The sequence below is a fragment of the Erysipelothrix sp. HDW6B genome, assembly GCF_011301115.1.
Classification (GTDB): Bacteria; Bacillota_I; Bacilli_A; order Erysipelotrichales; family Erysipelotrichaceae; genus Erysipelothrix; species Erysipelothrix anatis.
On the sequence record NZ_CP049860.1, the window covers coordinates 2080630 to 2095803 of the forward strand.

Consider the following 15174-nt stretch of genomic DNA (forward strand, 5'->3'; position numbering starts at 1 on the left):
TGCTTTTGTATTTATATAAACAAAATGCGATGGCTCCCTATAATTTACATTTTAAAGAGTAAGATAAAGTTCATTCTCCTTCTTCTCAAGGATACCCTCTCGAACTAAAGTATTGATTGCGCGACTCATTGTTTCGGGTGTAATACCCAACGAACTCGCTAGATCTTTTTTAGAAAGTGGCAACTGAACGAATCCTTCAGGTGTTGCATAGTGTGCTAATGCTTTGAGAACACGTTCTTTTGCAGGCACTAAACTCTCAGCAATTACGAGATCGTCACGACTCGCAATTCTTTGAATTAAAGAATCCATCATAGATAGCATCATGGTTTCATCACGCTTCATGATCGCCCGAAATGCGTCCAATTCAATCGTGCAAATGGCACTCTCCTCAAGCGCAACAATGTCATATTGACTTTCCTTCGAAATGAGTAAGGATGCTTCACCAAAATAATCACCTGGATAAAGGATGCTCAAAATCCGCTCTTTCCCATCTTCATTAATTTTTCGTAACTTGATTGACCCACGATGAATAACCCCTAATGTTTCGATCACATCTGTTTCATAGTAGATGGTCTCATCTGCATGATAATGGCGTGGTTCTATCAAATCAGATATCGCAACTAGTCGATCCTCAGTTAGCTCTTGAAACACCGGTACCTGTAGTAAACAACGGTTATATTGATCCATTTTATCCTCGCAATCTCATTGCATTTACAATGACAATTAATACTGATAATTCATGAATTACCATACCTAATGACATCGATACGTGTGCATTAAGCACTCCAATAAAAAGCACAGCAACAGTAACTAATGCAATCACAATATTCTGATACATAACATTGCGAACGCGGCGTGCCAATCGGAACATTTTTGGCAACTGGTTTAAATCACGGTGTGCCAAAATCATATCAGCACACTCCATCGCAACACGATTTTCCGATCCACCCATCGAGACTCCTAAGTCAGCCGCAATTAATGATGGCGAATCATTCATACCATCTCCAACCATCATGATATTATCGTGATGATTAATGATATCGAGTTTTTCTTGAGGTAATAACCGACTCTCAACATGGCTAATATTAACCATATCCGCAATTCTTTGGGCACTCTGCGCGTTGTCACCCGTTAACATCATCAGTGTATAGTCTTGAAGTTGATCAAGTGCATCAGGTGCTTCTGGGCGTAATGTATCTTCTAAAACAACAATACCATAGAGTTCCGTTTCTGTCCCTACATATACCGCACTTGATGAAACTAGTGGGACATCATAGGAGAAGAGGTTTTCTTGACCTACACGATAAGATACGCCGTCAATAGTTCCTGTGACACCCATACCAGCGATTACTTCAAAGTCTGATACCTCTTTAAGCGGCAATGTATTTCTATCCAATATTGCGGATGCAATGACATGCTCAGAAAAATGTTCTAACGACGCAGCAATTTGAAGCACTATTTCTTGTGACTGTGCGTGGGATTCAACACGGACAACACTCAGTGTATTTAATGTCAATGTACCTGTCTTATCGAATGCGATCGTTTCAATTTTGTTCAGTTTTTCAAAGATATCGATACCTTTAATTAAGACATGATGTTTTAGAGCATGACTTAACGCTACCGAAGATGCAATCGGAATTGCAATAACTAGAGCGCCTGGACATGATACAACAAGTAAAGATAATGCCATCCGAATATCCTGAGTCAAAAGATACGCCACAATCGCAATCCCAATCACCGCAGGTGTATAGTATTGTGAAAAACGGTCAATAAAATTTTGAACTCTAGATTTCTTATTTTGAGCATTCTCAACCAAATCTAAAATCTGACCATAGACAGTGTCATCACTCGTACGCTCAACCCGAATCAGTAAGTAACCTTCTTTAAGTATCGATCCCATAAAGACCTGACTAGCAACAGTCTTCTGTTGTAGGTTTGATTCACCGGTAATCGATGCTTCATCCACACTCCCGATTCCTTCATACACACTGCCATCTACTGGAATAACATTTCCAGCAACAACTTTGATGTTCATACCTGGAAATACTTCATCCATCGTATAGGTCATCCCGTCTGCACCCACCACAGTTGTTGGCATCGAGTCAATGAGCGATTTAAGTTCCGTTTGCGTCTTGTAAAGGGCTCGTGATTCGAGGTGCTTTCCGAATACATACAGGAATGTTACTGAGGCAGCTTCCCATGGTTCACCAATAAATAGTGATCCAAGAGCAGCCAACGTAACAAGTAAATCAATTCCCACAATGCGATATCGTAGATTACGAAAACTTTGTATTGAAAAGTAGGAAGCATAAAAGATTCCTACCATTCCAAAGATCAGTTGTGCAATGAATGTATCTGCAGCGCTGATACGCAAAACAAGGGCAAGGGCAAATGGAAGCCACTTCTTATCGAAGCGCAAACCCTAAGTCCTTTATGCGATCTTCGATTGCATTCGCATCAACTTTCTCTTCGTCAAAGCTGACGCGTACAGTCGATGTGTTAAACCCTACATCAACAGTTTCAACGCCATCCATTTGGCTTACACCTTTTTCAATTTTCGCAACACATGAAGGACATGTGAGCGTTTCTAATCTAATTTTCTTTTCCATAGTCTTTCAACCTCCATACTTATAGTATAGAGCTTTTGAAATGCGATACCTTGACCTAGATCAAGTGTTCAATATTTTTTGAACATGTTTTTTCAAGTCAGGCAGAATTACTTCTGCAAATTCAGGATGTCGCGACATCCATACCTGATTACGTGGTGACGGATGAATCAATGGAAAGTAATGTGGTAGAAACATTTTATAATGGAGAACATTCTCTGTAATTGTTTTGAATGCCTTGGGTTTAAGATAGACGTTTTGTGCGTACATTCCCACGAGAATAACCAGTTCGACATGAGGCATCGCTTCAAGGAATTGCGGATGCCACTTTTGGTAGAATTCTGGTCGTGGTGGTAAATCCCCTTGTTTCCCATGACCTGGGAAATAGAAATCCATTGGTAGCACTGCAATCAGTCCACTCTCATAAAACATGGCTTCATCGACACCTAACCATGATCGCAATCGTACACCGCTTTGATCATGAAATACACCTTTCATTTCCTGGGTTTTAGCACCTGGAGCTTGTCCAATAATTAGGACCCGGGCGCGTGCATCAACCATATAAATAGGTTCCCACCCCTTATCAGTGAATGGTTTATTCTCGGAATCATTCTTGATTTGTGTGCGTAAATCATCAAGCTTATCCATCATAGCCTCCTTAGTCGCGTAATCGTTTTTGACCACTAATTGCCTGATAGGGCTTAATGTCTTGAGAGACTTCTAATGTTCCCATATAGGCTCCAAATTGATCACGCACCGCATAGTACGAAATATAGATTAGTTTTCCCTTAATTTCTATCCAAAAACTTTCTTCATCTTTTTCACCAGACTTGAAGTCACGCAGAATACCTTCTACTATATCCAATGATTTCGGCGGATGGCAATGTTGAACTTGACGTCCAATCTGTGCCTGAGAACGGAAAAAAAGACGATCTTTGGTCTGATTAAAATACTTAAAAGTATCATTTTTATCAACAAATGTAATATCTATTGGTAACAAGTTCAAAACAGCCTCTAACTCTTCAAACCGCAACGTTCCAACTTTAAAATGAAGGGAATTATCACGAACTGATAAGTCATCTTTGACACGGTCATAAAATGATTTACGTACTGGTATCCATTCTTGAGTCGGACTCACAAGACAGTATCCAATTTCTTTGGAATCATGTGCGACTTTGAGCCAATCATCTTCAGTGACGACATCGATTATCATTGGTAACAAAATCATCTCTTCCTTAAAAATCATATCTTCAATACGTTTCCGCAATGCTATAAAGCGTTCATACACTTCTGAAGCTGACTGTTCTGATACTGATTTATGAAAAGCAGCTAAATCAGATCTTATTTCATCATCAACACCCCACATAACTTGTGGTGGTGCTGTGAATCCATGTTTTTCTAGGAGTGGGAAGAAGCATTCTTCTTTTCGTTTGTAGTGTTTTTCAATATCGAAGAGCTCATTGACTTGCATCAAAATTCCAAATTTAATGGAGTCATCGGCACCATTTATATAAGCACGCAGTGTTTTATCTAAGGTTTCCAACAAATCCGTTAATGCTTTGTTTTCTGCCTTTAAAACATGAACTGGATGACCTGGAATATCGATATCATTCATGCTAGCATGAATCGCTTCAATGGATCCATTAAAGACATCTGCGTGGATATCACACAAGCGTTGAATCTCCCCAATGGGCATGCCATCTTTCACAAGTTCTTGTTCCATCGCGACAATCTCTGACGCATGGACACTACCAAAATGCTCTTGAAAGTCTTTTTTAACATCGGATGGGTTTTCACCTTCATGCAGACGCTTAATAAGTGCTCCAAGCGTCTTACTTTGGGTTGTAACTTCGTCTGTTTCTTGCTTGGTCTCATCAACAAAAATATGTGTGCTTCCGGATTCTTCTAACCACCCATTGATGGAATCCAGATCTTTATCCAAATGGTTTAGTCCTTTGCGAATTGTAACGACTTTGCCGACTGTGGAAAATTGCAAGTCATGCTTCATGGGTTTGAAACCAAATTCGACTAGGATTTTACGGAGTTCCGGATCTTTTTGTACAATATTATAAAACGTTTCATCGATACTTAACTTCATGATGTTCCCTCACTTTTCTTTAATCATAGCACCCTTTTAGCAATTACTGCGCTTTGACGACACTACTGAAATTAAAAAAATGTTAATATATAAATCAATTCTACGACCTTCGCAATTTAAATGTGTAAAAACCCACATCTTTCACAGATGTGGGTTTATTAACGCAGTGGATCGTATTAAGCTTTTGGCTTTCCTTGCTGCAAATTCTGGTTGGTGCCGTTATTTTTAAAATTATGTTCGTAGGTTTTTTTACCTGTTTTTGGATTTCGATAATCTACATCATACGTTACCGTAAAGCGATCTGGACGCAGTTCATCGTTATTATAATTTATCACTACAGTATAGTTTGTGACCGGATTATTATTTTGCATATCTTCCACAATTTTCCGTTCCATTTTACGCCATCCGCCGCTCCGATTGAGAATTTCATTTTGTGCAACAAGGTTGTAAAGCGACCCATTGCCTCCTAATTGGTTCGCAATCATGTGTCCAGCATCATCACTGCTAGTATCTCCAGGAGTTTTTTGTTGTCGATCGCAGAGGCGTTTATTGCCATTGTAGCGTTCATCATAATTTGCGAAAAAGAGTTCTGGTGCGTAGATATATTTCACGCGCCCTTGATCGTCTGTTTTCGCATAATATGCAAATTCTCCGGATGCAGAGATATTAACTGTTGTATTTTTTTTCAATTTTGAAGTCTTGCAGTTGTCAACGATGGGAGCATTTTGCATTTCTTCAAAACTGATGTATTGATTTCCCATACTTGCATCTACAGATACAATTGGGTTGGGTTGCTGCGCTAAGTTATCTTGTAATGAACTAAACGCATAGTAGACTACCCCTAAAAAAGCAACCAGTGCTAAGACTAAAACAATTTTTTTCATATGGACTCCATTACTTTATCATAGACTTGTATTATAGCTTTTATCACTTCAATCTTCCAGTCCCGAGCGTAGAAAAAACTGTCCTTTCGAACAGTCTTTTTATATCTTATGTAATTGCTTATTCGTCATCTTTTTTTCGTGACCAAAGAACTACACCCAAACCAATAATCACAGCTGTAACTCCGATAAAGACGTAGCTTGTGGTTGACATCCCTGTTGCTGGTAAGACTGCATCCGGGTTCTTGTTCCACTTAGCGTAGATTGTCATGTTTTCGGTTATAACCGTTTCATTCGTTACCGCATTTTTGAATTCAGCGTCTGTAAACCAGCCACCAAATGTATAGCCAGACTTGGTTGTTGAATGGTCGACACCGATCAAGCTCCCTTTTTCAAAGACAATCGGTGCTAATGCAGATCCGCCGTTTGTTTCAAATGTTAATGTAACTTTCTGTGCAACCGGAATTTCTTTCCATTGTGCGTAGATTGTCATATTTGTAGTGATGGTTGTTTCGCTCGTAACAGGTGTTGTAAATCCTGCATCTAAGAACCAACCTTCAAAGGTATAGCCTGATTTTGTTGTGACATATTTCGTTCCAATAAGGCTTCCTTTTTCGAGTTCAACTGCATCAAGTGTTGATCCACCGTTTGTTTCAAAGGTCAATGTAACTTTCTGCGCGACTGGAATTTCTTTCCATTGTGCGTAGATTGTCATATTTGTAGTGATGGTTGTTTCGCTCGTAACAGGTGTTGTAAACCCTGCATCTAAGAACCAACCTTCAAAGGTATAGCCTGATTTTGTTGTGACATATTTCGTTCCAATAAGGCTTCCTTTTTCAAACTCAATCGGTGCAACTGTTGATCCACCGTTTGTTTCAAAGGTCAATGTAACTTTCTGCGCGACTGGAATTTCTTTCCATTGTGCGTAGATTGTCATATTTGTAGTGATGGTTGTTTCGCTCGTAACAGGTGTTGTAAATCCTGCATCTAAGAACCAACCTTCAAAGGTATAGCCTGATTTTGTTGTGACATATTTCGTTCCAATAAGGCTTCCATTTTCAAACTCAATCGGTGCAAGTGTCGTTCCGCCATTTGTTTCAAATGACAAGATAACTTTCTGTACAACTGGAATTTCTTTCCATTGTGCGTAGATTGTCATGTTTGAGGCGATAGTCGTCGCAGCCGTTACAGGTTCTGTAAACCCTGCATCTAAGAACCAACCCTCAAACGTATAACCTTCACGTGTTGTTGTGTGATTCAAGCCTACTAGGCTTCCATGTGATAACGTTTGTGCCGTTAGTGGTGAACCACCATTAACTTCAAAAGATAGTGTGTAGTTATTCGTTATGTAGTCGACTACGACAACTGTATCTTGTTTAATGCGTTGTTCTTGATTCCAAACTACGTTCAATGAAGCATCAGTATAAAGTGTGTATGTGTATCCTACTTTACTTAAAAGCTGTTTGTATGCATTTGGCGTTACTGTATTATATGGCACATCTTTCACTGTAGTGATAATATTTCCAGTTATATCAACAAAATCCACTTTGAATTGTTCGACTTCAGTTTTAGCATATAAAGTCATATTTTGCGTTACTTTTCCGTCAAACATATCCCAAATGTTAATGAGATCGGGTTCGGTAAACCAACCTTCGATCATATGGCCTTCAATGACGATACCAAAGATATCTTCCATTGGGATTGTATCACCATGTTTTACTTTGGATGTATGGATTACATTGTTATTGAATTTAAAGTCTACATTATAAACTTTAGGAACCCATTTTCCATACAACGTTACATCATCAGTTACTTTATTGGTCTCGAAGTTCCATTTATTTGTAAATGTTGCATCGGTATACCAGCCTTCAAACGTATGACCGATTTTCGTTAAGGTTGTAGGTTCAGTCACTGTTGTATTGTGTAGTACGTCATTAAGTTCAATACGTGCAGGTTCTGTATTCGTCACATAAGTTACTTTATGTTTAACTTCTTGTTTTTCTCCTTGGAAGAAGTGGAACTCTCCAAGGTAAGAATTATCAGTTGCAATGAATGAAATTCCAAATAGACTTGGGAATTGTTCGCGGTTATAATCCATTGCTAACCATTTTTGCGCAAGTGGTGCCGGTACGATAACACGTCCCTTAGCATTGTCATAAGTTAATTCATTCTTATTATTACCATATAAGATTGCTTGAGCTGTTGGATGACCCCCGCGATTCTTGACACCTGAGACATCAACAAAGTACTGTTGGGTCGTTTCGTCAAAATTAATCGTTGTTTCAATCCGTTGATTTTCATTATAGAGTGTGCTCAAGTTTGTACCTTTCGCTTTGAATGCTGAAAAGTCTTGAATCATGTTCTTATGTTGATTTCCACTGTAGTAATATGGATCATTATTTGAAACATTGAGCATCATAAGATTTGGTAGTGATGCTAGTGGTGTAATTACTTTGATTTCATTACTTCTAAGATCAATTCCAGTTGCATTCACCATGTTTGCAAGAAGTGTCGTATCGGAAAATTTTGAATCATAAATACGAATATTAACGAGTGTCGTCATATCTTTAATCGATGCGACTTGTTTATCATCAAAACCTTCGCCCGATAACGTAATATCCACTAGCTTCAAGTTTGAGATTGGTTCTAAGAATTGTGGTGTGTGCTCAACAGTTCCACCAGAAATTTGGAAGCCTCCTAATTGAATGGCATTTTGCATGCCATTTAGGTTATTAACATGTGAATCCATGAGTCTGAATGACTCAAGTGCCAATAACTTATCGAGCCCTTTCACATTTCCAAATGATTTCAGTCTCATAAATTCTAAAACTCGTAAACGCCCTAATGATGATAATTCGGAAAAGTCATGATTGAGAAGGTCAACACTTTCAAAAGCAAGTGCTTGGATCGTATTGAGCTCTTCTTGCGTGACTATGTCTTTACTTGTCTTGCTTAATCTTGCACCAACTACTTGTTGGTTTAATGGATTTTTAAACCATTCTCCAAGCGTTTTCGATTCAGCTGCATTGACTACTTCAGGTTGTAGCGATTTTTCGACAGCAACCTCAACTTTATCATTTTCGCTAATGACAGCTTGTGGCACGTCATCTTTCGAAACATCCTTATCTGCTTCCTCAAATGATTTAGTATTTTCAATCGCGTTTGGATCCAATGATTTTTCTTGGTCTTCAACGTTCAAAGAATCTTTATCTATTTCTTGTTTATTGCTGTCTGTATTCGATACTTCAGCGATTTGTGCTTCGCCAGCGACTTTACTCTGGTTTTCGTTGGTCTCTTTTTCAATAGTGGCACTGATTGGCATCATCACCATGATAAGAAAGAGAACAACACCTAAAATAGATGTCTTTTTCATTTTTGTCCCCCCATTTGGACAGAAGCTATCTTTCACGGTTTATTAAAGCGCTCAAGACAATCTTCTATGTTCTTTAATTATAGATTCAAATCTTTAAAATGTGCCCTTCTTATATTTTCACTTTATTAATAAATTTTGCAGTATAATCGTCTGTTTGTTAGGAATGTCAAGTGGTTGCGACTCGGTCTTCGGTACTTAAAGAAAAAACCACACCACCTTGTCTCTTCTCAAGATTCGGGGTGCGGTTTAAACACATAATTCTCTTTTAATTATTCAAACTATTTTTCATCTCGCTTTTTAGACATAAACGTAATCCCGAATCCAACAAATGCGATTGCTAATCCGACAAAGATATAATCACTAGAACTCATTCCAGTTGCAGGTAACACTGCATCCGTATTTTTGTTCCATTTTGCATAGATTGTCATATTTTCGGTGATTGTTGTTTCGTTGTTAACAGCTTGTTCTAATTCAGCATCCATGAACCATCCGCCAAATGTATATCCTTTTTTAGTTGTTGAATGATTCGTGCCTATTTTGCTTCCTTTTTCAAACACAATTGGTGCTAACTCAGAACCACCATTTGCTTCAAATGTTAACGTTACTTTTTCAGTGACAGGAATTTCTTTCCACTGTGCGTAAATCGTCATATTTTCATTGATTACAGTTGTATTGGTAAGTGGTGTTGTAAGTCCTGAATCCAAGAACCATCCGTCAAAAGTATAACCTGATTTAGTGGTAGTGTAATCCGTTCCAATCAGACTTCCTTTTTGGAATTCATGTTGGGCAATCGATGTTCCTCCATTAGTTTCAAACGATAAGGTAACTTTTTTCGAGATTGGGATTTCTTTCCACTGTGCATAGATCGTCATATCTTCATTGATAGCTGTTGAGGCTGTTACTGGATTTGTAAAGGTACTATCTAAGAACCATCCTTCAAAGGTATAGCCTGATTTGGTTGTTATATGGCTATTACCTATAAGACTTCCAAATTCAAGATTCATCGGTTCTAAAGTCGAACCACCATTTGTTTCAAATGATAGTGTAAATCGCTCTTTCGTATAATCAACATAGAAAATAACATCTTCAGAAACGGTATATCCTTCAGATACCCATTGTGTCGTTAGAGCTTGATTAATATAGATTTTATAAGTATGGCCTAACTTCGAAATTGCATTGACATAGGAACTTGGTACTGAATTGTTGTAGATGACATCCTTGAATTCTACGAGAAGTGTATTTGCGGTATCAACAAATTTAACATTATATTTTGCCGGTGTCCATTTAGCATATAACGTCATAGATCCTTCTACTGTATCGGTGTCAAAATTCCATGGTGTTAAGAGTTCTGCATCGGTAAACCATCCATCGAGTACATGACCTGTTTTCGTAACATTTTCTGGTTTAGAAATTGTTGTTCCCTGTTCAACGTCAAGATAAGATGTAACTGGTGTTCCCCCATTGGATTCAAAATCAACCGTATAAGTAGGTATTTTATCAATCCAAACCGCTTTGAAGATAATTGTGTTTGAACGTCGTTCTGATTCAGGAATGACCATTGTATCGGCATCCCATGGAATCATGGTGGATCCCTTCACTAAAGCCCAATGGCTAAATTCAGCATTCTCTTTAGTTGGTACTTCATATCCCTCAAACATTGGAAGTTTACCATTGATGTATGATGGAACAATATTTAAATCTGTTCCATTCTCAAATTTTCCACCTTCAGCAATGTAACGTGCATTAATACGTCCAACATTTGTTGATGATGATGGCATGCTAACATTGTCTGCTACATCTTCATCGAGAACAACATCGATACGTTTTATTTCAGTTCTCCAAACATCAGTGCGAATGAATACATTGTAAAAATTGTCGACTTCATTTCCCGAAACAATTGAATACGAATCAAGTAAGTTACCACCATTTATCTGGTCGTAGTGTTCAACACGGAGCTTAACGCCATTTACGCGACTAGAATCTTCACGGCGAATAAGTTCTCCACGTATCAAGAAGCCGGGTGTCTCTTCATAGATTCCATAACTGGATAACACAGTGTTCTTAGGAGTCAATGCTTCAGCTTTAATCGTGCTGATGCCGTTCCCGTTACCAATTACGACAGTTATCATCAATACACACGCCAGCAATAATGCTGCGAATTTTTTTCTATATTTCATACTTTACCCCCTATGGTAAGATTTTGTTGAAGTGTGGCCCAACATATTAATCCTTCAGCAAATTTGTAGAAAAAATCAGTTCCGACGAAGATGTGTCTCATAATCAAAGCTACATCCTTGCCGGTAAGCTATCTTAATTATACCGTTTTCTTGCATTGGCGTGCACTTTCCATAATTGCACTTTATTAATCAATTTTGCGATTTTAATTCCGGTTTTATGTGTTTTGTTTAAAATAATAAGTTTGTTCTGACAAATGACAATTTATCGTAACAATTCGCAAGATATCATAACTTTTCGGACAAATACTATAATAAAAAGAGACCTTCGAAGAGGTCTCTAAAGTAAATTTAGTTTTTAACAACAAATTCGTTTAAGAATGCTTTTGTTTCCTTAACAATTAATTCTGAGTGTTCAAAGTGTAGGAAGTGATCTCCATCAATAAGCATCATTTTTGAAGTATCTACTGAATTAGCTTGTTCCTCATGCAATGCTTGCCATGTCGGAATTGCATCATTAAACTCTTGCACAAACAGATAAACAGGCATATCTTTCGGTAATGAATAGCCTTTGGCATCGTCAAAGATTTGTGGTAAGTTCTCTAGCTCATTCAATAGTGTATCGTTCAAACTCGTATTACGGGTGAAGTAAACATATTGGTCCACATCTTTCTCCGGTACAAATGCTGGAACCGGTGCTTTACCAAATGGTGGTGTCATTGAAAGTTGTAAGAAGCCAAGTTTATCAGCCATACGCAACATTTTAGTATCCATTGAGAACATCGGTTGGGTAGGAACACTTGTATCAATACCAATGAATGCTTTCGCTTCCCCAGGATAGGTGTTGATGTAACTCAACATGTAAATACCCGCAATTGAGTGCCCCATAAAAATAAAGTCATCAATGCCCTTCGCTTGAAGCGCCATATGAATTTCTTCAACCATGTTAGCAGTTGTTCGTTCGCGGTCCGTTTGATCACTTAAGCCGTATCCGAACGGTTCTACTAAAACAATGCGATAATCATCTTTCATTTTTTCAATAACTGGATCAAAACTTATTTTAGGAGCAATTGTTCCATAACCCGGTAACAAGACAATTGTTTCTTTTCCTTCACCCTCGCCGGTAATGTACATGTTGATGTTGTTACCAAAGACTTCTACTTTTTCACCATAATCCTCAATTTTCTTACGGTCTGATGCTTTACCAATTTTTCCAAAGATAAACATTGATGATAACAACACAAGGGCAGTTACCACAATTCCAATTACGATTCGTTTAAAATATTTCCAAAATTTTTCCATTTTTATACCTTCCATCTCCTCAGAATGTTTTGATTATTCTCAAACATTCAATCGGTATGTTTATGGTAACGCGTTTATTTAGAGATGTCAAATATTTACGCTCAATACATTTTGAAATATATGTGATAGAATTTATTCGTAGGGGGGAAACACTACAATGAAACAATCAGCAACACAGAAAGCAAAAATTATTTTTGGATATACAGTCTATGGATTAGGCATCGGTGGTATCGTGTCATTGATACTCGTACTTACAAAGAAAATACCCGATAAGTTTGAGCAGATTATGGCAGTTGCCTTACCTATTGCAATCATCTATATTGCATATAAAGTAATCAAGACATTTAACACCATCGAGCTTGAAGATGATTCTGTATGTATTCGCACAATTTTCGGTAAAACGCATACTTTTACCCGCAATGATTCTGAATTTTATGGCAGTATTGGTGGTTTTACAATTTACCAGCAACAATTCGCGCCACTCTTGTATTTGACAATTGTTCAAAAATCAAACGGAACACAACGTCGTTTTCCACTTGCTGGATACGATCAAATAGCAATCGATCACATCGAATCAGTACTTTTTGATGTGATCGACCAAAAAAACGACCTAAGTTAATCTTTGGGCCGTTTTTTTGTAATCTTCTTGACACTATAGTAACTATATAGTGTTAACTATGTGTATAAGGGAGGTAGTTCTATGAAGACACGAGATGTCGAAGTAACTGTAGATATTCCAAAACAAACGTTGCATTTCTATGAAGCCAAAGGGCTTCTAACTGTAGAACGCGATACAAATGGGTACCGAAACTATTCTCAAGAAAATATTGATTCCTTACTACTTATTAAGTACTTACGAGATCTTGATTTTTCAATCCGTGACATTCAACGACTTTTTGATGAGAAAGTAAGTCTCAATGAACTTTTACACGATAAGCAAGTCAGTATCGCAGACTTACTTCACAAACATCAAGAATTAGCAGATCACATTGAATTTATCAAACAAAAAAATCTACCGTTAATTCCAGAACTCGCAACATTCAATTTAAAATCCATTGATACGCTATTGGGATATTGGAAAAGCACGGATACAGTTGCACTCGGTAGACCTGTAACCGTTGGATATTTAACACGAACTTTGATCACAATTTTACTCGCAATTTGTGTTCTTACTAGTGCACTCTACTTTTCAACAACCAAAATTTTTGGATTTAAGGAGTCCTACGCACTTGTTTTACTTATTTTTGTTGGGTTCTTTATTGTAGGAATTGGCCTCTTTCTCGATGACCGGCTAGGAAGTGGTGCGCCCTATCCAGCATCTCGCTTTGACTATGTTGAATTTACTGAAACTGGTATCAACTATTATAAAAATGCCGGTTTCCTCAACAACATACGCTTTATTCGAAGTATACTTGATCATAAACCAGCGTATGGTACAAAGTCCTACCAAGACATTGCATCTGTCGATATATCTGTAAAACACCGGTTTATGAAACCCGTCGGTTACGCAACCTTCGGCCCGGCAATACGGACTGAATCTGCCGATTTTACATTTACATTCGAAGATGGTACAACGTTATTTTTGTTAGCTCCGATGATTTTATCTGACGATGCACAATTTATTTCCGTGATTTTATATTCAAAAGTAAAGCATCTTCACGACCCTAGTAATTTTTTAGACCCCAAAAAAGACCACTACTCGTAGTGGTCTAAATATTAGTTTAAGCGTTGTGGTTCATCCTTAACGGTATGCCCTTTGAGAATATTAAATAATTCGTCAAACTGACGTGGACCAAGTGGTTCGCAATTCAACATTATTTCTTGATCGCCTTGGTAAACATACAAATTAATTGTATCGGTTGAACCTTGGCTTGATACTGTTTTATAGCCAAATTGGCAATCTTCAAAATTATAGCGTGATTCTTTTGAACCAGACTTATAAGTAAGTCCTGTGTCATCAACTGTTACGACTACTTTTTCATCAACGACTAGCATTTTTAACATCCAAAGGAAGATTAATGCAGATAGTCCTATCGCAATCATTTCTTGCATTTTTGCTTCAAGCCCTGTAAATTGGAGCAAGAAATATGCAGCAATATAAATAAAGACAGGCGTGAAAAGAGTGTACAATAGATTTTTAATAATGTTTATTGGTGTACGTTTAAAGACGCGATTTGTCATTTTGTAACTTCCTCCACACTGTATAAGTTTGTGTCTAAGTCATAACTTAAACGATATGTTGTGTTTGCCGCACAGTTAATTTCAACATGTACTGGATCGGAATACGTCGTTACACTCTTATGAACGACACCGGGCTTGGTATTCTCATAACTTACTAAGAGCTTGTTTACACCCGGTTTTACAAGTACGCCATATTTCATCTTTTCGGAGTAATACTGTGATTCTTTGGTTGTTGCTTTATTGAATGTCTTAAAGTCCAGTTGGACGTGCTCATCGTTTACTTCATACAGATGAATTGTTGTTGTACTGATATATCCTTGTTGATTCAATAGAATACGTGCAGCATCTGGATGATTGTCTAAGAAATCGACCTTTCCCGCCTTTGCACGTCTCATGGAAACGATTGAAAAAACAACCGCAATAAACATAAATCCAACGTATAACCATATCATTGGATTTTCATTCACAAAACTTATGATTTTATCCATAATTCTCCCCCATATTTATTTGGTCTATTCGCGATAAGCGTGGCTTCCATCCCCTGATGCATTCTAAGCGA

13 protein-coding genes are annotated in these 15174 nt (G+C 37.8%); 2 read left to right on the forward strand and 11 right to left on the reverse strand.

The window, feature by feature from the left end:
• Positions 1 to 51: 51 nt before the first annotated feature.
• The 9 genes from G7061_RS09990 to G7061_RS10030 all read right to left on the reverse strand — a co-directional run bounded on the left by G7061_RS09990 (position 52) and on the right by G7061_RS10030 (position 12434).
• Positions 52 to 687 carry a Crp/Fnr family transcriptional regulator gene (locus G7061_RS09990; protein WP_166121036.1) on the reverse strand — a complete coding sequence of 212 codons (636 nt, stop codon included), beginning with the start codon at positions 685 to 687 and terminating at the stop codon, positions 52 to 54.
• A gap of 1 nt (position 688) precedes the next feature.
• The gene (locus tag G7061_RS09995; protein ID WP_166121039.1) at positions 689 to 2419 is read right to left on the reverse strand and encodes a heavy metal translocating P-type ATPase; all 1731 of its coding nucleotides are present in this window, start codon (positions 2417 to 2419) and stop codon (positions 689 to 691) included.
• Entirely contained in the window at positions 2406 to 2609 is a 204-nt protein-coding gene (locus G7061_RS10000) for a heavy-metal-associated domain-containing protein (RefSeq protein WP_159639388.1), read from the reverse strand. The genes G7061_RS09995 and G7061_RS10000 overlap by 14 nt, the downstream gene beginning before the upstream one ends.
• A 60-nt stretch (positions 2610 to 2669) precedes the next feature.
• On the reverse strand, positions 2670 to 3254 hold the full coding sequence (locus tag G7061_RS10005) for a uracil-DNA glycosylase family protein (RefSeq protein WP_166121042.1): 585 nt from the start codon (positions 3252 to 3254) through the stop codon (positions 2670 to 2672).
• A 10-nt stretch (positions 3255 to 3264) separates the two neighbouring features.
• Complete coding sequence (locus G7061_RS10010) at positions 3265 to 4704, reverse strand: DUF438 domain-containing protein (RefSeq protein ID WP_166121046.1); 1440 nt, start codon at positions 4702 to 4704, stop codon at positions 3265 to 3267.
• A gap of 176 nt (positions 4705 to 4880) precedes the next feature.
• Positions 4881 to 5588 carry a DNA/RNA non-specific endonuclease gene (locus G7061_RS10015; RefSeq protein WP_159639391.1) on the reverse strand — a complete coding sequence of 236 codons (708 nt, stop codon included), beginning with the start codon at positions 5586 to 5588 and terminating at the stop codon, positions 4881 to 4883.
• Between the two features lie 118 nt (positions 5589 to 5706).
• Positions 5707 to 8958, reverse strand: coding sequence for an InlB B-repeat-containing protein (locus tag G7061_RS10020; RefSeq protein WP_166121049.1), 3252 nt, complete (start codon positions 8956 to 8958; stop codon positions 5707 to 5709).
• A 278-nt stretch (positions 8959 to 9236) separates the two neighbouring features.
• Positions 9237 to 11135, reverse strand: coding sequence for an InlB B-repeat-containing protein (locus G7061_RS10025; RefSeq protein WP_166121052.1), 1899 nt, complete (start codon positions 11133 to 11135; stop codon positions 9237 to 9239).
• Between the two features lie 348 nt (positions 11136 to 11483).
• Positions 11484 to 12434, reverse strand: a complete 951-nt coding sequence (locus G7061_RS10030) for an alpha/beta fold hydrolase (RefSeq protein ID WP_159639394.1) — start codon at positions 12432 to 12434, stop codon at positions 11484 to 11486.
• A 157-nt stretch (positions 12435 to 12591) separates the two neighbouring features.
• Between G7061_RS10030 and G7061_RS10035 the strand changes: the two genes are divergently transcribed.
• Both G7061_RS10035 and G7061_RS10040 read left to right on the forward strand, forming a co-directional pair.
• Positions 12592 to 13053: a hypothetical protein gene (locus tag G7061_RS10035; protein ID WP_159639395.1), complete on the forward strand. Its 462-nt coding sequence runs from the start codon at positions 12592 to 12594 to the stop codon at positions 13051 to 13053.
• A gap of 81 nt (positions 13054 to 13134) precedes the next feature.
• Positions 13135 to 14139, forward strand: a complete 1005-nt coding sequence (locus G7061_RS10040) for a MerR family transcriptional regulator (RefSeq protein WP_166121055.1) — start codon at positions 13135 to 13137, stop codon at positions 14137 to 14139.
• A gap of 11 nt (positions 14140 to 14150) precedes the next feature.
• On the opposite strand, the gene G7061_RS10045 is transcribed toward G7061_RS10040, so the two are convergent.
• Together G7061_RS10045 and G7061_RS10050 are read right to left on the reverse strand one after the other, a co-directional pair.
• Complete coding sequence (locus G7061_RS10045) at positions 14151 to 14615, reverse strand: hypothetical protein (protein WP_159639397.1); 465 nt, start codon at positions 14613 to 14615, stop codon at positions 14151 to 14153.
• A complete protein-coding gene (locus G7061_RS10050) occupies positions 14612 to 15103 on the reverse strand; it encodes a hypothetical protein (protein WP_166121058.1) in 492 nt (163 codons plus the stop codon). The genes G7061_RS10045 and G7061_RS10050 overlap by 4 nt, the downstream gene beginning before the upstream one ends.
• Positions 15104 to 15174 lie beyond the last annotated feature (71 nt).

Excerpts from the sequence above, each read along its gene's own strand:
- G7061_RS09990 (WP_166121036.1), bottom strand. The coding sequence starts at position 687 with ATGGATCAATATAACCGTTGTTTACTACAGGTACCGGTGTTTCAAGAG.
- G7061_RS10000 (WP_159639388.1), bottom strand. The coding sequence starts at position 2,609 with ATGGAAAAGAAAATTAGATTAGAAACGCTCACATGTCCTTCATGTGTT.
- G7061_RS10005 (WP_166121042.1), bottom strand. The coding sequence starts at position 3,254 with ATGGATAAGCTTGATGATTTACGCACACAAATCAAGAATGATTCCGAG.
- G7061_RS10010 (WP_166121046.1), bottom strand. The coding sequence starts at position 4,704 with ATGAAGTTAAGTATCGATGAAACGTTTTATAATATTGTACAAAAAGAT.
- G7061_RS10015 (WP_159639391.1), bottom strand. The coding sequence starts at position 5,588 with ATGAAAAAAATTGTTTTAGTCTTAGCACTGGTTGCTTTTTTAGGGGTA.
- G7061_RS10020 (WP_166121049.1), bottom strand. The coding sequence starts at position 8,958 with ATGAAAAAGACATCTATTTTAGGTGTTGTTCTCTTTCTTATCATGGTG.
- G7061_RS10025 (WP_166121052.1), bottom strand. The coding sequence starts at position 11,135 with ATGAAATATAGAAAAAAATTCGCAGCATTATTGCTGGCGTGTGTATTG.
- G7061_RS10030 (WP_159639394.1), bottom strand. The coding sequence starts at position 12,434 with ATGGAAAAATTTTGGAAATATTTTAAACGAATCGTAATTGGAATTGTG.
- G7061_RS10035 (WP_159639395.1), top strand. The coding sequence starts at position 12,592 with ATGAAACAATCAGCAACACAGAAAGCAAAAATTATTTTTGGATATACA.
- G7061_RS10040 (WP_166121055.1), top strand. The coding sequence starts at position 13,135 with ATGAAGACACGAGATGTCGAAGTAACTGTAGATATTCCAAAACAAACG.
- G7061_RS10045 (WP_159639397.1), bottom strand. The coding sequence starts at position 14,615 with ATGACAAATCGCGTCTTTAAACGTACACCAATAAACATTATTAAAAAT.
- G7061_RS10050 (WP_166121058.1), bottom strand. The coding sequence starts at position 15,103 with ATGGATAAAATCATAAGTTTTGTGAATGAAAATCCAATGATATGGTTA.